The sequence below is a fragment of the Serratia sp. D1N4 genome (genome assembly GCF_054552755.1).
In genome coordinates this window covers 4,132,106-4,150,842 of sequence record NZ_CM137274.1, presented here as the reverse complement: position 1 = coordinate 4,150,842, position 18,737 = coordinate 4,132,106, and the positions used below count along the sequence as shown (strand labels likewise).

Annotated in this window: 21 protein-coding genes and 1 pseudogene; 8 read left to right on the top strand and 14 right to left on the bottom strand. The window is 51.5% G+C overall.

The features are described 5' to 3' along the window. Positions 1–13 precede the first annotated feature (13 nt). Together ACX1CU_RS18615 and ACX1CU_RS18610 are read right to left on the bottom strand one after the other, a co-directional pair. Positions 14–361, bottom strand: a complete 348-nt coding sequence (locus ACX1CU_RS18615; protein WP_459399720.1) for a hypothetical protein — start codon at positions 359–361, stop codon at positions 14–16. A gap of 196 nt (positions 362–557) precedes the next feature. Beyond that, on the bottom strand, positions 558–1,574 hold the full coding sequence (locus ACX1CU_RS18610) for a LacI family DNA-binding transcriptional regulator (protein WP_459399719.1): 1,017 nt from the start codon (positions 1,572–1,574) through the stop codon (positions 558–560). Between the two features lie 215 nt (positions 1,575–1,789). Here ACX1CU_RS18610 and ACX1CU_RS18605 point away from each other — a divergent pair, with 215 nt between their 5' ends. The 3 genes from ACX1CU_RS18605 (at position 1,790) to ACX1CU_RS18595 (ending at position 5,591) form a co-directional block, all read left to right on the top strand. Beyond that, complete coding sequence (locus tag ACX1CU_RS18605) at positions 1,790–2,536, top strand: SDR family oxidoreductase (protein WP_459399718.1); 747 nt, start codon at positions 1,790–1,792, stop codon at positions 2,534–2,536. Positions 2,537–2,564: 28 nt separating this feature from the next. After that, positions 2,565–4,205 carry an FGGY-family carbohydrate kinase gene (locus ACX1CU_RS18600; RefSeq protein ID WP_459399717.1) on the top strand — a complete coding sequence of 547 codons (1,641 nt, stop codon included), beginning with the start codon at positions 2,565–2,567 and terminating at the stop codon, positions 4,203–4,205. A 111-nt stretch (positions 4,206–4,316) separates the two neighbouring features. Then, positions 4,317–5,591 (top strand): MFS transporter, encoded by a 1,275-nt coding sequence (locus ACX1CU_RS18595; protein WP_459399716.1) that lies wholly within the window; start codon positions 4,317–4,319, stop codon positions 5,589–5,591. 57 nt (positions 5,592–5,648) lie between these two features. On the opposite strand, the pseudogene ACX1CU_RS18590 reads toward ACX1CU_RS18595, so the two are convergent. The 7 genes and pseudogenes from ACX1CU_RS18590 to ACX1CU_RS18560 all read right to left on the bottom strand — a co-directional run. Further along, positions 5,649–6,218: pseudogene (locus tag ACX1CU_RS18590) on the bottom strand (ABC transporter ATP-binding protein); the annotation flags it as partial. Positions 6,219–6,295: 77 nt separating this feature from the next. Continuing rightward, positions 6,296–6,976 (bottom strand): energy-coupling factor ABC transporter ATP-binding protein, encoded by a 681-nt coding sequence (locus ACX1CU_RS18585; protein WP_459399715.1) that lies wholly within the window; start codon positions 6,974–6,976, stop codon positions 6,296–6,298. Next, positions 6,961–7,671: an energy-coupling factor transporter transmembrane component T family protein gene (locus tag ACX1CU_RS18580; RefSeq protein WP_459399714.1), complete on the bottom strand. Its 711-nt coding sequence runs from the start codon at positions 7,669–7,671 to the stop codon at positions 6,961–6,963. Before ACX1CU_RS18580 ends, ACX1CU_RS18585 begins: the two co-directional genes overlap by 16 nt. Continuing rightward, on the bottom strand, positions 7,671–8,249 hold the full coding sequence (locus tag ACX1CU_RS18575; RefSeq protein ID WP_459399713.1) for an ECF transporter S component: 579 nt from the start codon (positions 8,247–8,249) through the stop codon (positions 7,671–7,673). Before ACX1CU_RS18575 ends, ACX1CU_RS18580 begins: the two co-directional genes overlap by 1 nt. A 152-nt stretch (positions 8,250–8,401) precedes the next feature. Then, positions 8,402–8,821: a PPC domain-containing DNA-binding protein gene (locus ACX1CU_RS18570; RefSeq protein WP_459399712.1), complete on the bottom strand. Its 420-nt coding sequence runs from the start codon at positions 8,819–8,821 to the stop codon at positions 8,402–8,404. Positions 8,822–9,122: 301 nt separating this feature from the next. Next, positions 9,123–9,311: a hypothetical protein gene (locus ACX1CU_RS18565; protein WP_459399711.1), complete on the bottom strand. Its 189-nt coding sequence runs from the start codon at positions 9,309–9,311 to the stop codon at positions 9,123–9,125. Between the two features lie 86 nt (positions 9,312–9,397). Next, positions 9,398–9,559: a YnfU family zinc-binding protein gene (locus tag ACX1CU_RS18560; protein ID WP_459399710.1), complete on the bottom strand. Its 162-nt coding sequence runs from the start codon at positions 9,557–9,559 to the stop codon at positions 9,398–9,400. A 212-nt stretch (positions 9,560–9,771) separates the two neighbouring features. On the opposite strand from ACX1CU_RS18560, the gene ACX1CU_RS18555 reads away from it, so the two are divergent. After that, a complete protein-coding gene (locus ACX1CU_RS18555) occupies positions 9,772–10,323 on the top strand; it encodes a lipid-binding SYLF domain-containing protein (protein WP_459399709.1) in 552 nt (183 codons plus the stop codon). Between the two features lie 9 nt (positions 10,324–10,332). Here the strand turns inward: ACX1CU_RS18555 and ACX1CU_RS18550 are convergent, their stop codons facing one another. Continuing rightward, positions 10,333–11,067 carry a Crp/Fnr family transcriptional regulator gene (locus tag ACX1CU_RS18550; protein ID WP_459399708.1) on the bottom strand — a complete coding sequence of 245 codons (735 nt, stop codon included), beginning with the start codon at positions 11,065–11,067 and terminating at the stop codon, positions 10,333–10,335. Between the two features lie 241 nt (positions 11,068–11,308). On the opposite strand from ACX1CU_RS18550, the gene ACX1CU_RS18545 reads away from it, so the two are divergent. The 4 genes from ACX1CU_RS18545 to ACX1CU_RS18530 all read left to right on the top strand — a co-directional run bounded on the left by ACX1CU_RS18545 (position 11,309) and on the right by ACX1CU_RS18530 (position 14,761). Then, the gene (locus ACX1CU_RS18545; protein WP_459399707.1) at positions 11,309–11,638 is read left to right on the top strand and encodes a metalloregulator ArsR/SmtB family transcription factor; all 330 of its coding nucleotides are present in this window, start codon (positions 11,309–11,311) and stop codon (positions 11,636–11,638) included. 151 nt (positions 11,639–11,789) lie between these two features. Then, positions 11,790–13,079 carry an arsenic transporter gene (locus ACX1CU_RS18540; protein WP_459399706.1) on the top strand — a complete coding sequence of 430 codons (1,290 nt, stop codon included), beginning with the start codon at positions 11,790–11,792 and terminating at the stop codon, positions 13,077–13,079. 41 nt (positions 13,080–13,120) lie between these two features. After that, on the top strand, positions 13,121–13,546 hold the full coding sequence (arsC, locus tag ACX1CU_RS18535; RefSeq protein WP_459399705.1) for a glutaredoxin-dependent arsenate reductase: 426 nt from the start codon (positions 13,121–13,123) through the stop codon (positions 13,544–13,546). A gap of 93 nt (positions 13,547–13,639) precedes the next feature. Further along, positions 13,640–14,761: a ribosomal protein uL16 3-hydroxylase gene (locus tag ACX1CU_RS18530; protein ID WP_459399704.1), complete on the top strand. Its 1,122-nt coding sequence runs from the start codon at positions 13,640–13,642 to the stop codon at positions 14,759–14,761. Between the two features lie 104 nt (positions 14,762–14,865). Here ACX1CU_RS18530 and ACX1CU_RS18525 read toward each other — a convergent pair whose 3' ends face one another. From ACX1CU_RS18525 to ACX1CU_RS18510, 4 genes are all read right to left on the bottom strand, one after another. After that, positions 14,866–16,131: an MFS transporter gene (locus tag ACX1CU_RS18525; RefSeq protein ID WP_459399703.1), complete on the bottom strand. Its 1,266-nt coding sequence runs from the start codon at positions 16,129–16,131 to the stop codon at positions 14,866–14,868. A 25-nt stretch (positions 16,132–16,156) separates the two neighbouring features. Next, on the bottom strand, positions 16,157–16,999 hold the full coding sequence (locus ACX1CU_RS18520) for a class I SAM-dependent methyltransferase (protein WP_459399702.1): 843 nt from the start codon (positions 16,997–16,999) through the stop codon (positions 16,157–16,159). A 484-nt stretch (positions 17,000–17,483) separates the two neighbouring features. Further along, complete coding sequence (locus ACX1CU_RS18515) at positions 17,484–17,855, bottom strand: VOC family protein (protein ID WP_459399701.1); 372 nt, start codon at positions 17,853–17,855, stop codon at positions 17,484–17,486. 110 nt (positions 17,856–17,965) lie between these two features. Beyond that, positions 17,966–18,526: a GNAT family N-acetyltransferase gene (locus tag ACX1CU_RS18510; protein ID WP_459399700.1), complete on the bottom strand. Its 561-nt coding sequence runs from the start codon at positions 18,524–18,526 to the stop codon at positions 17,966–17,968. Between the last annotated feature and the right edge of the window lie 211 nt (positions 18,527–18,737).

The window sequence follows — 18,737 nt, the reverse complement described above, 5'->3', positions numbered from 1 at the left end:
CGGGCTAACTTTTTTAACCATTGATATGATCTTTCCCTAGGGTAAATGGTGCCTCACAGCTGTGATTGTTCGGGTTGCAATAGCTGTTATTCTCCCCGGTCGATGGCGCTATTTTATCTTGCCCCAGTGTGAACGGCGCCTGGCAGCTATGGTAATTGGGATCGCAATAGCTGATATTTTGTTTTACCGGCGGCGCGATTTTATCTTTGCCTAAGGTAAACGGCGCTTCGCAGCTGTGGTTATTTGGGTTGCAGTAACTGTTATCGCCACTTTTGGCCTGTACTGAGAAAGCTGAAATCATCAGTGCACTTCCAGCCAGGAAGAGCGACAGGGTGAGTGTTTTTGTCATTGAGTTCATCATTATTACCTCTGCATTGTCATTGTGTAGAGTGGACGGGTTATTTTCCACTTTGCCTATCTATATCGGCTTAATGATAAATCTACAGGGGAATACTTAGCGGACACTGAGGGAGCGAAAATTTTTATTGGTTATTTTTAATCTCAATGACGTGGCTATTATCGGCGGGGAACTCTCGCCCGCCGTTGTCGTGTGCATTCTATTCAGCAACAGAGAAAATAGGCGCGATTTCAATACGTTTATGACTTTTTTCATTTGCATCGATGAGCGCAAACAGAGCTTCTAGCATACTGACGACATCCTGTTGCACCATCACAATGTCATGGCCTAACAGCATCACAAACGGATCCCAGTCAAAACAGCCCATCACCGGCTGTTTGTCACCGCGATAGCCCGCTGAAATCATCCAGCGCATCACGCCTTCAAGGGAGATCGTCGAGTTCACAAACAGCCCGGTGTCGAGGTTGCCACCTTTGGCGATGAAATCGCTGAGCACCTGTTCTGCCTTGTCGGGGGAATAGCCACAGGTCAGGATATTTTCCTCAATAACCTCAAGACCCAACTGCTGATGGGCGCTCCTGAAGCCTCTTAGCCTTTCCATCGTGTTGTGATCGCTGCCGCGGCCACCCACGAAAATCAGCGGTTGTGCATGGCCCAGCCGTTTTTCACCGTTAGCCAGAATACGCAGGGCCAGCTCTTTGGCACCGGAATAGTTATCGGTAATCACCGAAGGGGCCAAGGTGCCGGGTAAATCCAGATTAAACGTCGGTACACCTGCGGCAGCGCAGATTTGCGTAATGCTGTCCGGGGCTGTTGCGCCCGTCGAGACGATCCCGTTCACCTGATAAGAAAGCATGGTGCGTGCCGCTTCGATCTCCAGTTCAGGATCGCGGTTGGTGCAGGTAATCACCGGGAACAGGCCGCGCTCACGGGCCATTGACTCGAATAACTCGACGATAGAACCAAAATAGCGGTTGTCATATTTGGGCACAATCATACCGATCATGGTTGATTTCCGGCGGCGCAGCAGGCTGGCCTGCTGGTTTAGCGTATATCCTTGCTGTTCAGCCAGTTGTAACACTTTCTCTGCCAGTTGAGCGCTTATCCGCCGCTTTTTCCAACTGCCATTGAGCACCGCGCTCACCGCGCTTGAAGAAGCTCCGGCCAGCTCGGCCAGATCGTAAATGGTCGTTTTTTTTGATTTGAAGTCAGTCACAAATTTTACTCCAAAATTTTCTATATCTTGACAGTTAAATTTTAAAGTCGCAATCATGCTCCATCGATTGAGCCTTGTGCGAAAATAATAATGCAGACGAAAAAAGAAAGGGAAACGGTTAAACAAGAATAAAACCTGATATCTGCTTGAAAATAGGCCAATCACCACATGTTGAAAGACGATGGGTATATCTATTTTTTAATTGAGGAAGACAGATGAATAATTTCAGCCAGTTGAATCTCCCACTCAAAGATAAAGTCGCTGCTATTACCGGCGCGGCATCAGGCATCGGCCTGGCATGCGCCCGTATTTTCCTGCAGGCCGGGGCCAAAGTGGTGCTGATCGATCGGGACAAGGAGAAACTCGAGTTGCTCACCAACGAACTGGGTGACAACGCCGTTTCCCTGGTTATCGATCTCCTCAACCCGCAGCAGGTTTCCGGCATGTTGACTGGCATATTGGCCGCCGCCGGGCGTCTCGATATTTTTCACGCCAATGCCGGTGCCTATGTTGGTGGCCCGGTGGCCGAAGGGGATCCGGATGTGTGGGATCGGGTGTTAAATCTCAACATTAACGCCGCGTTCCGCTCGGTTCAGGCGGTGCTGCCGCACCTGATCACCCAAAAATCGGGAGATATCGTTTTCACCAGTTCGATCGCCGGAGCCGTCCCCGTTGTCTGGGAGCCCATTTACACCGCATCGAAGTTTGCCGTGCAGGCGTTTGTACACACCACGCGTCGCCAGGTGGCGCAGTATGGCGTGCGCGTGGGGGCGGTGCTGCCGGGGCCGGTAGTGACCGCGCTGCTGGATGACTGGCCAAAAGCCAAGATGGAAGAAGCGTTGGCCAATGGCAGCCTGATGCAACCTTCTGAAGTAGCGGAAGCGGTGCTGTTTATGATGACGCGTTCGAAGAATGTGACCGTGCGTGACCTGGTGATTCTGCCTAACAGTGTCGATCTCTAAAGTAGCCCTAATGACAAAGTGAGAAATCATGAACAGTGAAAAAAACAGCGGAAATCATTCAGGCGAGCGGGTCGTGATTGGCGTTGATGTGGGTTCAGGTAGCGCGCGGGCCGGGGTGTTTGATCTTTCCGGCACTATGCTGTCCTACGCCAGCCATGAAATTACCCTGTTTCGCGGCCCGGAAAATTATGTCGAACAATCGAGCCGCGAGATCTGGGACGCGGTGTGCAGCAGCATAAAAAGTGCGGTGTCTCTCTCGGGGGCATTGCCTTCAAGCGTGGCCGGAATAGGTTTTGATGCCACCTGCTCACTGGTGGTACTGGATGCGGGTGGCGAACCACTTCCCGTCGGTTTGTCGGAAGATCCCGATCGCAACATCATCGTGTGGATGGATCACCGTGCAACCAAGCAGGCGGAGCGGATTAATGCGACCGGGCACCCGGTGCTTAAGTACGTTGGCGGCAAGATTTCACCAGAAATGGAAACGCCCAAAATCGCCTGGCTGAAGGAGAATAAACCGGATATTTACGACCGAGCCTGGCAGTTTTTCGATCTCGCTGATTTTCTGACCTGGCGTGCCACCGGCGATCTGGCGCGCTCGGTCTGCACCGTCACCTGCAAATGGACCTATCTGGCCCATGAAAAACGTTGGGATCCGGATTATTTCCACACCATCGGTCTGGGGGAACTCGCGGATGAAGATTTCCGCCGCATCGGTGCATGCATCGTGGAACCTGGAACGCCTTGCGGCAATGGCCTGACGGCCGCCGCTGCTGAGCAAATGGGCCTGCCGGTGGGCACCCCGGTTGCCGCAGGGATGATCGACGCACACGCTGGTGGCATTGGCACCGTGGGGGTTGGCGGTGGTGCCACCAATAACCTGGCATATGTTTTTGGCACTTCGTCATGCACCATGACCACGACGAAAAACCCGGTTTTCGTTCCAGGCGTATGGGGGCCTTACTATTCCGCCATGGTGCCGGGATTGTGGCTGAATGAAGGCGGGCAAAGTGCTGCCGGAGCGGCGATTAAACAGCTGGTCTCCTTCCATCCTGCGGCCGCCGAGGCAACGGAACAGGCAAAAGCGCAGGGCATTTCGTTACCGACTTTCCTGGCCAATCTGGCACTGGAAAGAATGCCTTTAGCATCAGAAGCGGCCAGGCTTGCGGATGGTGTGCATGTGGTTCCTGAATTCCTCGGTAACCGCGCCCCCTTTGCCGATCCTCACTCCCGCGCCATTATTGTCGGGCTGGGAATGGAAAGCGATCTCGACAACCTGCTGTCGCTGTACATTGCCGGTATCTGCGGTATCGGTTATGGCTTAAGGCAAATCATCGAGGCTCAGGCGCAGATGGGGGTCACTATCGACAAAATAGTGATTAGCGGTGGGGCGGGCCGCCACCCTTTGGTTCGCCAACTGATTGCGGATACCTGCGGCTGCACCGTATTGGCGACCAAAGCCAGTGAACCGGTTTTGTTGGGGTCAGCTATTCTGGGGGCCGTGGCGGCAAAACTTTCGCCGTCAGTTCAAGAAGCCATGGCGCACTTCTCTGTGTTAGATAATCAGTATCAGCCGGATGCCCATTTCAGCAAGCTGCATACCCACCGTTATGAGGCTTATAAACGGTTGCAGCACACTGCAAAACTGATCCGCGATGAATGGCAGTAGCATATTAAAATACCAAATTAACATAATTATAATCCAGAGCGTCATTTAGCTAAGCTTGGCACCACAATATAGTTGTGGTGCCTTCTACTGCACCTTACAGACGAGAAATATATGGAAAATATAAATGGAAAGTGGTTAGGCTTACCTCTTAATCTTATCTGGGGATATATTGCCATCGCCATATTTATGACCGGCGATGGATTTGAAATGGCTTTTCTCTCTCATTATATTAAAGAGTTGGGTTTTACACCGGCTCAATCATCGTTGGTTTTCACCGTTTATGGCTTTGCCGCCGCATTGGCGGCATGGGTATCGGGGGTATTGGCTGAAATTATTACGCCACAGAAAACCATGCTGATTGGTTTCCTGATGTGGTGCGTATTTCACGTGCTATTTCTGACTTTTGGTTTGGGGCAGCAAAATTACGCATTAATCTTGCTGTTTTACGGCATTCGTGGGCTGGCTTATCCGCTGTTTCTCTATTCTTTCATTGTGATCATTGTCCATAATGTTAAAGACAGTAGCCTCAGTTCTGCGCTGGGTTGGTTCTGGGCGGTTTACTCCGTTGGCATTGGCGTTGCCGGTAGCTATATTCCGAGCGTGACCATTCCTTATTTTGGGGAACTGGGTACCTTATGGCTTGCGCTGGTGTTCTGCGGTATAGGCGGGGTAACTGCGATGTTTTCCATGCGTAACGTTAGCGTGCCTAAGCACCAAGGTTCAACCAAGGAGAAATTTACCGAACTGAGCCGAGCGGTCACTCTGTTCCATAGCAATAAAAATATTATGTATGCCAGTATGGTACGTATCATCAATACGCTTTCTTTATTCGGCTTTCCGGTGATTATGCCGATGATGTTTGTTGATGAGCTCGGCTTTACCATGGCCGAATGGCTGAAGATTTGGACGGTCTTTTTTGCTACCACCATTTTCTTCAACATCTTTTGGGGCATTGTCAGCGAAAAAATGGGTTGGATGCGAGTGGTGCGCTGGTTTGGCTGCATTGGTATGGCGGTGTCCAGCCTGGCTTTTTATTATATCCCGCAATATTTCGGCAATAACTTCTATATCGCTTTAATTCCAGCCGTTTCATTAGGCATCTTTGTGGCGGCATTTGTTCCCATGACGGCAGTATTCCCCGCTTTAGAGCCCAATCACAAGGGCGCTGCAATTTCTACTTATAACTTGTCTGCCGGGTTGTCGAACTTTTTGGCACCGGCGATTGCGGTTATTCTACTCCCGCATTTTGATACGGTTGGCGTGGTCATCGCCTATACCCTGCTGTATATCTTTGCGTTCTTCATCAGCTATTTAATCAAGGTAGAACAGCCTGGTTTGGCAAGCAAAGAGAGTGAATTTGTTAAATGCGTGCCGGGTCAGATCTGAGGAGTTTTCTTAGTAGAGTAAAAAGCCGGGTAAACCGCGTTTATTCGGCTTTACACCTTACCCCTCGGTTACAACCCCGTCAGCCAGCCGAAGGGTGCGCGGGAAATGTAGTTTCACAAAAGAGTCATCATGGCTAATGGCCAGCACGGTGCTGCCCTGTGCGCGGCAAATATCCAACCAGCGGGTAAAGACGCCCAACCAGTAGTCATCAAAATCACGGCTGGGTTCATCCAGCAAAAGCAGTGGCGGCGCAACGGCGGCTAGGCTTGCCACTGCAACCATACGCCGCTGCCCGGCATGGAGATCCAGCGGGTGCGCCTCTGCAACATCGGTTAATTCGCACAGCGCTAACGTTTGGGCAATTCGCTGTTCCAGAGCTTCTCCTCTTATTCCTTGATGGCGTAGGCCAAAAGCAATTTCATCGCGCACCCGGTTACGAAATATCTGCCGCTCGGCTTCCTGAAATAACACCCCCAGCAGCGGTGCCCGCTGTGCTGCTTTGAGGGTGGTGATATTCCGCCCCTGTAATGCGATCTGCCCGCCCGTGGGTTTTAATAACCCGGCGATCAGGCGTAATAGCGTGGATTTTCCTGCGCCGTTATCACCGAGCAAAGCCACCCATTCGCCGGTTTCAATGGTCAAATTCAGGCCGTTAATAAGCGGTTTGGCCGCGCCTGGCCACTGATAATCCAGCGATGCAATCGTTAGCATAAGGAGAGTTTGCCCTGCGTGAGTGCCCAGGTTTGCTGGCAATACGCCGCAACATTGGTAAGCGCTCGTTCAAAAAGGATGATTACGCACTGCTGTTGAACCGCATAGGTGACCAGTTGCTGTAGCAGCGTCGTAGCAGCTTCTGGCGTCAGGCGGCTAAAGGCTTCATCGAGTAATAACAGCTTAGGGCGCATCGCCAGTGCGCAGGCTATCACCACCCGTTGCGCTTCCCCGCCGGAGAGCGTTGCCGGATGACGATGGCGCAGTGCGTGGCAGTGGGTGAAGGTTAGCACCTGTTCAATACGCTCGAGGATCTCCGCTTCATCAAGGCAAAGATTCTCTGGCCCGAAGGCGATTTCCTCTTCCACCGTGAAGGCACAGCCAGAGAGTTGCAGCTGTGGTGCCTGCTGAATGAGCTGCACCTGCTGCGCCATCTCAACCAGCGGCCGCGAGCCAATTTCATTGCCAAGTACATACCCGGAACCCTGTAAGGTACCGGGCAAAAAATCGGGAAAACAGCCCGCCAGCAGCTGTGCGAGCGTGGTTTTTCCGCTGCCATTGCCGCCGCGAATGCCATATAAACCTGGCTCGGCACAATGCAGATTGATGTTATCCAAGTGCCAGCCAGTAGATCCTTGCGGTGTAAAGCCCAGCGCGTTCAGTGCCACAACCATAGCCAAGCTCCTATTTCCAGCATCGCCAACAGCAGCAAGCCATAGCGCACCAGGCGTTGTTGTGGGCTATCGATCGGTGCCCAGAGCGTGGTGCGCTTTGGGTGCAGGCGAAACGCGCGCATATCCAGCGCCGTACTGCGCGCGGTTAAATCATTCAACGCACTGTGAGTTAAAGGTATTACCAATGCTGGGATATAGCGCAGCCGTTGATACCAAAAACCATCCAGCGGCACGCCCCGCGCCAGTTGCGCTTGATAAATCGCAGTAAGCTGGGTTCGCAGTTGTTCGACGATCAGCAATGGGCCAGCAAACAGATAGGCCAGCCCGAGCGGCAAACGGCTGGCAAACAGTGCGCGGATAATGCGTTGTGGTGGCACATATTGCAGCCAGATTTGCCCACTGCACAGTAAGGCGAGCAGGCGTAGCCACAGGGCTGCCGCCTGCAACAGTTCGCTATCGTCACGCACCTCGCCCCGTAGCCACCACGCCAGCCAACCGCTGTGCACCAGCCATAAGCCGCACGCCATGGGTAACATGATCCACGCCACATAGCGCCAGCGATGCCGGGTGCTTTTCAGCAGGAGCAGCAGCAGAACGCTCGCCAGGCTATAGGCTAACAGCGGATAACCCAACGGCATTAACAAACTGCTGGTACCCAGCACCACCCAAATCGTCAGGGAGGTAAAAGGATGCATTAACGAACGGCCGCCATGGCCGGGAAATTACGTAAAGTACGCTGTGACATATTGCGCACCAGTAACCAGACGATAACGGCTGCCAGCACTTTATCAACCAGGTTGGCTCCCAGTACGGTTATTGCCACGGAATCAACCAGATTGTTGCCCATGGAATACACATAAGCGACCAAGAAATCTGCGCCGCTGCCGGTCACCCCGGCAAACAGGTAAGTACGGATCGGTACGGCAACCGCCGTCACCGCCAGGGTAATGACCACCCCACTGAGGATTACTTTCGGTAACGAACGGAACCAGCCGATGCGTGCCAACAACCCCGCGACCAGACCAATCACCATCGCCACGGGAGCAAAGGCCGCCGCGATAGGGCCGGTGAGCAAGCCCCAGATCAGGTTGGTCAGCAAACCGGTGAACATGCCGATAATCGGCCCGGCGAGTATGGCACTGAGAACGGTACCAATGGAGTCGAAGAAAATAGGCAATTTCAACATCGACACCAACTGCCCACCAATCATGTTGATAGCAATAGAGATAACAATCAAAACCAGCGTCTGGCTCGACAACCGTTTACCTGTCATAGCAACCCTCAATTAAATTGCAGGAAAATGAGTCTAATACCGTTCGGTTAAGCAAAAATTGGCATAATCATGCGGCACAAGGCTAAAGATAACGTCCCCTCTTCCCGAGGGAGAGGGAACTGGCTAGTCTGTACTGACGAGCATTAGGACAATTAACGTGGTTTGACGTTTAATTCGTCATAACCTGAGAGCGTACAAGGCTGTCGGCTAAACACGGCATCATTCAATTCCCCAATCACCAGTTCAAGCGTGGTGCGCACAATACAACCTTCCATCACATGGCCGCCGGTCATATGACCGTTCTCATCCGCGACGGCCATATGCAGATGTTCCCCGCCCGCTTCTAACGTGCCAATCAGCGATACCACTTCAAACTTTCCGCTTAATAACGTGGTGCCTTCACGCCCGGCATAACGAAAAACCACCTCACTTAAACTGCCGACACAGCCACTTATCCAGGCGGCATGAAGCCCATTCCGCCGAATAAAGTCGCGTAAAGCGCTCAGGAGTTCTTGTTGCGGCAAGAGGCGCAAAGCATAAAAACGTGCTGTTGAAGGGGGGGATATCTCCACGTTGAGATCCTTTCACTCAGATAAAGAAAACATAGGATTAAGTGGCGTCGGGAAGGCAGGATGCGGCATGGGGAAATAGATTGTTCCAGAAAACTCCGAACCTCGGACGTTACGGCATATGATAAAGATTGATAAGGCTAATGTATGTGACATGGGTCAGTAAAACGGGCTGAGCTGGCAGGTTGGGGGATCCCCGCAAGTGCACGGTTCTCATTGTCAGGATGATGGCAGCACGGTAGAGCGGGGATTAAATCCGTTGGTAATAACACGGATTTTTTAACATCTTGTTATGGGGTTGTTGTTATTTATTGTTTTGTGCTTTCTTTGCATCGTGTTTATCCATATTTATTTTGGCTTCCTCTTTGGCCTTTTCAGCCAAACGGTTGATTTCATCTTCGGAAATTAACTCGCTGGCTTTATGTACTTTAGCCAGCCCTTCGTTGATCTTTATATCTTCAGGTTTTCTATTATTCATTTTGAGTGGTTCCATAGGTATTTTCATTAAGCATGGAGTGTTTTTTAAAAATTGCCATCATTGCATGATGTTTTTTTGCGGAGTTAAATTATCTCGAAATTTTACTCCTCCTCAGGTAAATAAAAATGACCGCATTTACGACAAATAAGAGTCACATGCTTACGTAGTTTTTCGCTGCTTTGATCTGATTTAATCGAGCAATGCGGGCATGTGACTTTAACTGATGTGTCACTAAACATCTTAAGGGTATCAAAGATAGACATATCTTATTCCTGGCCGATGCATGGAATACCAGTATACCTCTATACGGGTAGGATAGCCCGTAGTCATTTTTTAATTATGGCACTGTAAGTTAAAATATCGGACGACGAACCACTATGTACGTCAGCGTACCGATGCTTGCGAATTATTAGGTTATGATTGACACGGAATAAAAAAAGATGAACGAATATAAACTCAATATTAGGATAATAAAATGAATATATTTAAAAGAAACATTCTCCCTATAATGGCTATGCTAATCCTTGGCATCAGTTCCGGGCAGGCTGTTGCTGCATCGGCAAGTGATTTAGATAGAGATGCCATGCAGGCGCTCAATACTCTATATCAGCATAACCCGGTAGCCAAGAAAATTGCCGCACAGTCGCGCGCTATACTGGTATTCCCTAAAGTGATTAAGGCAGGGCTAGTGTTCGGCGGCAGCTATGGTGAGGGTGTGCTGTTAAAAAATAATAAACCTGTCGACTATTATAACTCTGTGTCAGCTTCCTGGGGGTTACAGGCAGGCGCTCAGTCTTATGGTTATGTAGTGTTCCTGATGAATGACAGCGCGGTTGAGTATCTGCAAAAGTCTAAAGGTTGGGAAGTGGGTGTTGGGCCAACGATCGTGGTAGTGAATGAAGGTGTGGCTAAGAATTTGTCATCATCAACGCTCAAAGATGCTGCGTATGCCTTTATCTTTGATCAGCAAGGCTTGATGGCAGGGCTAAGCATCGAGGGCACTAAAATATCTATCATTAATCGCTGATAAACTCATCTATAGCGAAAGGTGATCTCTATTCGGCGAATAAATTAATAAGCGGTCATATTCTTTTTTCACGACGGAGTAACATTCACATGTGCGGTGCTCAAGCCCAGGGCGATCCAACACGGTTATCAGCCCCCGTGCGTAGCGGATTAATCCTGCCTGTTGCAGCTTGAGTGCGGCTTCGGTGACACCGCTGCGGCGCACACCTAACATATTGGCAATCAGCTCTTGAGTCATGATGAGTTCATTACCAGGCAAGCGGTCTAAACTGAGCAACAGCCAACGGCACAACTGTTGGTCTATGCTGTGATGCCGGTTACAGACGGCCGTTTGCGCCATCTGGGTTAGGAGGGCTTGTGTATAGCGCAAGAAAAGGCGCTGTAACTCCTTCCCCTTATGGAATTCATTTTTTAACGCGCGGCCTGGCAAACGGAAAGCATATCCGGCACTTTGTACTACTGCCCGGCTCGGGGTAGAGTCTCCGCCCATAAACAGCGAGATACCGACAATCCCCTCATGGCCCACTACGGCTATCTCTGCGGAGGCGCCGTTTTCCATCACATACAGCAGCGAGACGATGGCTGTTGCAGGAAAGTAGACGTGAGTCAAAATATCGCCCGATTCGTACAATACTTTGCCCAACGGTAGCTCAACCCGCGTGAGCAGGGGCTTTAGACGGCGCCATTCAGATGGCGGTAACGCCGCAAGTAGACCGTTTGTATGTGGAGCAGAATAATCGGTCATCTCCGGTGCTTCCCGTGAAAGGTGAGGGGTTACCATAACCTAAAGCGCATCTCAGTGGTTGAATTTATCGACTTCTCTCTCCCATAGAGCAGAAAATGCGGTGTACCGCGTGCAAGTTCTCCCACTTCTCATCCCCAAACCCCGCTAGCTGATCATCATATGCATATGGAAAAACGAATGTATTGTTGACTTTGATTGCCATCGCCCTAAGATAACCCCAGTATTCAGTCTTGGAGTTTTCATGATCGCTCTCACGCCGTTGCAGTTGTTCAAAAATCTGTCAGACGAAACCCGCCTGAATATCATCCTGCTGCTGCGAGAGTCCGGCGAGCTGTGCGTTTGTGAGCTTTGCAATACGTTAAATGAGCCTCAGCCCAAGATCTCCAGACACTTAGCGATGTTGAGAGAATCAGGGTTGCTGCTGGATCGCCGCGCAGGCAAGTGGATCCACTATCGTTTGTCACCGCATATTCCCGCCTGGGCGGCAACGGTGATTGAGCAGGCTTATCTTAGCCAACGCGATGAAGTCGCCCTGTTGGCGCAAAGGGGTAGCAAGGCTGTTTGCTTTTGATTGATTAAAAAATTTGCTCAGTCATATCTGATTTTTCATATTTGAATGGGCGATGTAGCCATCAAATTTATAGGAAGACCGTTTGTGCTATCCGGCCGTGCGGTGCCTAACTCACTATCATTTTTCAGGGGCTTGGCCTTTTGGGGGCGTTATGTTGTTGGCAGGGGCTATTTTTGTTCTGACCATTGTGCTGGTGATCTGGCAGCCTAAAGGATTGGGTATTGGCTGGAGCGCCACGCTCGGCGCGATACTGGCGCTAGTGAGCGGCGTGGTTCATCTCGGCGATATTCCGGTGGTCTGGCAGATTGTCTGGAATGCCACCGCGACCTTTATCGCCGTGATCATCATCAGCCTGTTGCTGGATGAATCAGGCTTCTTTGAATGGGCCGCACTGCACGTGGCGCGCTGGGGCAATGGCCGGGGCCGTTTGCTGTTTACCTACATTATCTTGCTAGGGGCGGCGGTAGCGGCGCTGTTCGCCAACGATGGTGCTGCATTGATCCTGACGCCGATTGTGATTGCCATGCTTTTGGCGCTGGGCTTCAGCCGTGGCGCGACCCTGGCCTTTGTGATGGCAGCGGGCTTTATTGCGGATACCGCCAGCTTGCCGCTGATCGTGTCGAATCTGGTGAATATTGTCTCGGCGGATTTCTTCAACCTCGGATTCACTGAATACGCGGCGGTAATGGTGCCGGTCAACCTTGCTGCAATTGCCGCCACGCTGGTGATGCTGCATCTGTTTTTCCGCAAAGATATTCCCGCCGTTTACGATTTGTCTCTGCTGAAAGCGCCGAAAGAGGCTATCCGCGATCTGAACACCTTTAAAACCGGGTGGCTGGTGCTGGTTCTGCTGTTGGTCGGGTTCTTTGCCCTGGAGCCGCTCGGCGTACCCGTCAGCCTGGTCGCCGCCGTGGGGGCGCTGATTTTGTTTGCCGTTGCCAAGAAAGGGCATGCCATTAATACCGGCAAAGTGCTGCGCGGTGCGCCCTGGCAAATCGTGGTTTTCTCGCTGGGGATGTACCTGGTGGTCTACGGCCTGCGTAATGCCGGGCTGACCCACTACCTTTCCGCCTTGCTGAACCAGTTTGCCGATCAAGGGTTGTGGACTGCCACGCTGGGCACCGGGTTCCTGACGGCGTTCCTGTCCTCCATTATGAACAATATGCCCACCGTTCTGGTGGGGGCACTGTCGATTGATGGCAGTTCTGCCACCGGCGTGATCAAAGAGGCGATGATTTATGCCAACGTGATCGGCAGCGATTTAGGGCCGAAAATCACCCCGATAGGCAGCCTGGCCACTTTATTGTGGCTGCATGTGCTAGCGCAAAAGAATATGACCATTACCTGGGGATATTACTTCCGGGTGGGCATTGTTATGACGATCCCGGTGCTATTCGTTACGCTGGCGGCGTTGGCCCTGCGATTATCTATTTCCCTGTAAAACCAACATGCCAGCAGGCATTTCAATAAGAGAGCACCCAGATGAGCAATGTGACCATTTATCATAATCCGGCCTGTGGAACATCGCGTAACACGCTGGAGTTAATTCGCAACAGTGGTACTGAACCGACGGTTATTCACTATTTAGATACGCCGCCAAGCCGTGAGGTGTTGGTGAAACTGATCGCGGATATGGGGATCGCGGTTCGGGCGTTATTGCGCAAGAATGTGGAACCCTATGAGCAGCTAGGGCTGGCAGAAGAGTCCTTTAGCGATGAGCAGTTGATCGATTTTATGTTACAGCATCCGATCCTGATCAATCGCCCGATTGTGGTGACGCCATTAGGGACAAAACTGTGCCGACCTTCTGAAGTGGTGCTGGATATTTTACCCGATGCCCAGCGCGGCGCCTTCACCAAGGAAGATGGCGAGCGGGTGGTGGATGCACAAGGGAAACGTGTGGAGTAATAAGAAGTGGCACAGTCTTGACCCATAACAAGGCGGTGCAGGCGTTAGCCTCTTTATAATCACACCTGTTTGTCTTCTCACAGGTGTGAAAGTATGGCTTATCAACTGAACCTTAACTGGCCCGAATTTTTAGAAAAGTATTGGCAAAAACAACCGGTTGTACTGAAGAATGCCTTCCCTGACTTCGTCGACCCTATCACGCCGGACGAACTGGCCGGTTTGGCAATGGAAGCGGAAGTAGACAGCCGTTTGGTCAGCCAAGAAAACGGCCTGTGGCAGGCCAGCAACGGGCCATTTGAGCACTTTGATAATCTGGGTGAAACCGGCTGGTCGCTGCTGGCTCAGGCGGTTAACCACTGGCATGCTCCGTCTGCCGAGCTGGTGCGCCCGTTTCGCGTGCTGCCGGACTGGCGTTTAGACGATCTGATGATCTCCTTTTCCGTACCGGGCGGCGGCGTTGGGCCGCATATCGATCAGTACGATGTTTTTATCATCCAGGGCATGGGCAGCCGCCGTTGGCGCGTTGGTGACAAGCTGCCGCTGAAGCAGTTTTGCCCGCATCCGGCGCTGCTGCACGTTGAGCCGTTCACGCCGATCATTGATGAAGACCTGGCACCGGGCGATATTCTGTATATTCCACCGGGCTTCCCGCACGATGGTTTCACGCATGAAACCGCGCTCAACTATTCCGTCGGCTTCCGTGGCCCTAACGGCAGGGATTTGATCAGCAGTTTCGCTGACTATGCGCTGGAAAACGATCTCGGTGGTGAGCACTACAGCGATCCTGATCTAACCTGTCGGGAGCATCCTGGCAAGGTTGAAGAGTATGAACTCGATCGCCTGCGCCTGATGATGATCGACATGATTAAGCAGCCGGAAGATTTTAAGCAGTGGTTCGGCCGCTTTGCCACCACGCCGCGCCACGAGCTGGATATCGCCCCCGCGCAACCGCCTTATGAACCGGATGAGATTATCGATGCCCTGTTGGGCGGTGAAATCCTGACGCGCCTGAGCGGGTTGCGGGTTTTGCGCGTCGGCGACAGCTTCTTCATCAACAGCGAACGGCTGGAAACGGTGGAACCGAAAGCCGCTGACGCTCTGTGCCGTTATACCGCGATCGGTAAAAAAGAGCTGGGTGAGGCGCTGCGTAACCCGGCGTTCGTTGTTGAGTTAACCGGGCTGATTAATCAGGGTTACTGGTTCTTCGAGGAATAATCGGGCTGCTGATAACGGCTTCCAGAGGCGTACAGGGTGGCGCCTGCCATCTGGAGGCTGCGTTTTATGTGGTTCTCAGCGTTGTAATCTGAAGCCCACTGTATTTATCCCTGAGCTTCCTCACTCGGTTGTTTGAGCAGATCTTGCGCGCCGTCATTCGCTTTTAGCAGCCTCAAGAACCGTACCAGGAAAATCAGGCTCAATACGCCCGCGACAAGCCCCATGCTGTGAAACAGCTCTTTATTGCCATGCTGATAAATCCATCTGCCCAGTTCAATGCTCAGGGCAATGGTGCTCAGCACGATAATATTGAGGCTGGCCGAGACGGTTCCCTTGGGGGATGAGCTAGAAAACAGCGTACGCCGGAACAGAATCGGGAAGGTCATGCCAATGCCAAAGGCATAAAGGCTGACTCCGATAATCGACCAGGCCCAGACGTGGGGGATAAAGAGATTACCCAGCAGCGCGACACTTAGCCCGACAAGCTGAATAGGCAGGCCAGCCCACAGAATGCGGTCTGACGGCTGTTCGCCGACCAGCTTGGCCACCATCAGGCTGCCGAGGATCACCGCAACAAAGATCGGTACCTGCGTCCAGGCATATTGCGCGGAAGAGAGCCCGCCGTCGTCAATCAGGATCACCGGTGAGGTGGCCACCCAGGACATCATGGGGATATAGGCGCAACTGATGGCGAAGGCACCCGCCAGAAAACAGGGGCTACGGAAAACCTGTTTAAAATCGGTGGCAATCCCTGCAAGGCTGAATGTGCCACGTTTGGCGGTAACGGTTTCTGGCATATTGCGCCATAAACCGATCGAGGCGGCCAGTGCCAGCAGGGCAATCAGGGCAAACATCCCTTTCCAGTGGGCTATCTGGATGAAGGCGGCACCGGCTAACGGGCCGATAATCGGGGCGATTAACGTAACCGAGGTGATCAGGCCCATCATTTTGACGCCATCCTTCTCGCCAAACACCTCCTGCACCGCAACATAGCCCACGGTGGCAATAAAGCACATGCTGGTGCCTTGAATAAACCGCGTCAGCAGGTATTGCTCCATGTTATGGGTAAATAGGGTGGCGATGCAGCCGAGAGTAAACAGCAGCGCACCGGTCAGCAACACCGGCCTGCGGCCGATACGATCGGAAAGGGGCCCCAGTAACCACTGCAATATCATGCCACCGGCCATATAAACGCTGATCGAGGCCGGTGCCAGGCTGACATCGGCATTAAATTCCTTGACGATATCAATGATGCCCGGCTGCACCATATCGTTGGTCAGATAGGCGGCAAACTCAAACAGGATCAATGAGATCGGAAAGAATAGGGTTACCGAACGGCTTCTGTGATTTTGTAAACGACTCTCTTGCATCCTGGCTCCATTAATTCCTTAAGTATTATGGCTGCTTAACGCCATGTAATACATACAGCTTCCCGGCAAAGTCCTCACCTGTTGGCCAGTCGTTGGCCGTCAACCGGTTGATGTGGTTTATCCCCAACGTTTGTAAACCTTGTCGGTACTCTTCATCGCTCCAGGCCTGCATGTGGCTGGCGAAGAGGGAGACTTCTCCAGTTGATTCGATAATCCACCAGGCGGCTGAAGCGATATTGCGTTGTTCGTCCCAGGCATTTTCTGTGAGTACCAAGTGTGGTGTGGAGGAGAACAATCCCTGTTGGTGAGATTCCCAACGGCTCCCCGTTTCTCCCTGGCGTTTCACCTCTTCCTGGGTATGGACCTCCATAATCAGTTGCCCATCAGGCTTCAGCCAGTTCGCCATGTGCTTAAGCAGCGCCAGCCCATCCGCTTTACTGAATACGTTGAATTCACCGAAGGTCATCATGATGCAGTCATACTGCTCTGCAGGCTTGAATTGGCGGATATCCTGGCAGTGATAACGGATCTCAAGCCCTTCATTTAGTGCCTGTTGGCGCGCATAGTGGATAGACGCCGGTGAGAAATCCACTCCGGTACATTGAAAGCCTGCCTGAGCAAGGCACTGAAGATAAAACCCTGGGCCACAGCCCAAATCAAGGATCTGCGCTTGTGCCGGTAACTGGTGCTGGATCCAGGCAACCTGTTTGTCGATCAGTGACAGGCGGCGGCTGGCCCAGTCATGATCTTGAGCAAGGTGGTTTTGCAACATACGTTCACTGAAGGCTGGATCATGCCAAGGGATTTTTTCCGCGTCTTCCCAAGCGTTAAGTGGACGTTGTTTATGAATGATATCTTTGAGTTGCATCCTTTATGTCCTTTTAAACGCTAAACCCCGGCATAATCGCCAGTGCCAAAGGTCTACAACGAAATTCGACGCAGGAGAAAGGCAGAACAGCGAAGCATGATGGGGATAACGCCTTTGGTGCTTTCAACCAATGGCGAAAACACGCGCTAATACGGCAATGCCGATCGGTTAAGGCTAACCAGTTCCCTCTCCCACAGGGCGAGGGAGGCCACACCTTCAGCACCTGCTGCATAATTATGCCGTTTTGCGCTTAAGTGAACGGCATTGCGCTAATACGGGGTATTTATGCGGCGAAAGTCTACCGCAGCGGTTATTTAAACAACAGACAGATAGCTTGATGTAAATCAAAAAATAGGCGATTGCCAGACCCGGCTGGTATTTTTGATATCGTGATAAATACCTGGTTGAAACGCCAAAGACTTTGGTTATATCTGTCACATTTCAAGCTGCGACCAACCAGGCCGCAGCTTGAAAGATAACGGTGTTACTTCATCGAATGCAGGCCGATCACATTGCCTTCACTGTCTTTTGCAATGGTAATAAAGCCATTCTCACCAATGGAAAACTTCGGACGCAAGATCTCGCCGCCGTTAGGCACAATTCGCGCCTCTTCTACCGCACAGTCTTCGCACATCAAGTACACCATGGTGCCGCCTGGCCCTGGCGGAACGCCGTCCATCTTAACCAGCGCACCGCCTGCACCCTCGCTCCCACACTGATAAGGAAATAGCCAGTACTCCATCTCCTCACTTTCCATTTTTTCAAATTGAGTATTGAAAACAGACTCATAGAATTTTTTCGCCCGTGGCATATCGGCAACATAAATTTCAAACCAACCAACGATATTCGTTTTCATTACACTCTCCTGTAGGTTTTTGATTGACTCGTTTCCTGGCAAGGATTGTCACTAATAATGTATATCCATACAGTGATCTGGATCATGCAATCAGTACAAATTACGCGCGTTTATCGGTTGCGATTCCACTCGTCTTGGGTGATTTCCCAGATCTCAGTTTCCATGCGCCCACCGACGAAATCAGCCCACTGGGTGGCAACCACACGCATACCGCTGCGCTCTGATATTCGCCTTGAAGCAAGATTGGTTTTTGCCTTGGGCACACGCAGCACAGGTCTATCAAGCTGGTTAAACCAGAAATCGGTAACCACTTCACTGGCTTCGCTCATCAACCCCTGACGCTGCCATGCCGGTATCAGCCAAAACCCACGGTTGGCATTGGGTGTATCGCAAAGATTGATGACGCCAATTAAGTGACGATCATCCTCCTTAAGCCGAATAGACCAGTACCAGCCAGAGCCCTCTTCCATATTGGGTAGCGCAATTTCCTGAACAAATTGCCGTGCTGCGCCTTCGGGATAAGGCCAGGGGACTTGATTGGTGATGTATTGCACAATTTCCCAGTGTGGGAACAACCGTTGAATATCTTCTGAATCTGATAATTCTAGCGGTTGTAATATCAGCCTGCGGGTTTTCAACGTCGGGATGGCAAGTTTTTTTTCTGTTGTCATCAATTACGTTTCCTTGAATTCCTTTTAGTTTTTTGTTTATACAACAAAATATCAGCCAGCTTTAAAGGTGGTAGTGAGATCTCTCTCATTCTGTCACTGAAAGCCGAGTGTGATCTCCGCGCCAAATCCCGTAGATAATGCTGACTAAATGTTAACGTATTGTTATTTTGATTTTTCAATCAATGTCAAAAATGCCTCAGCTATCGCTTCG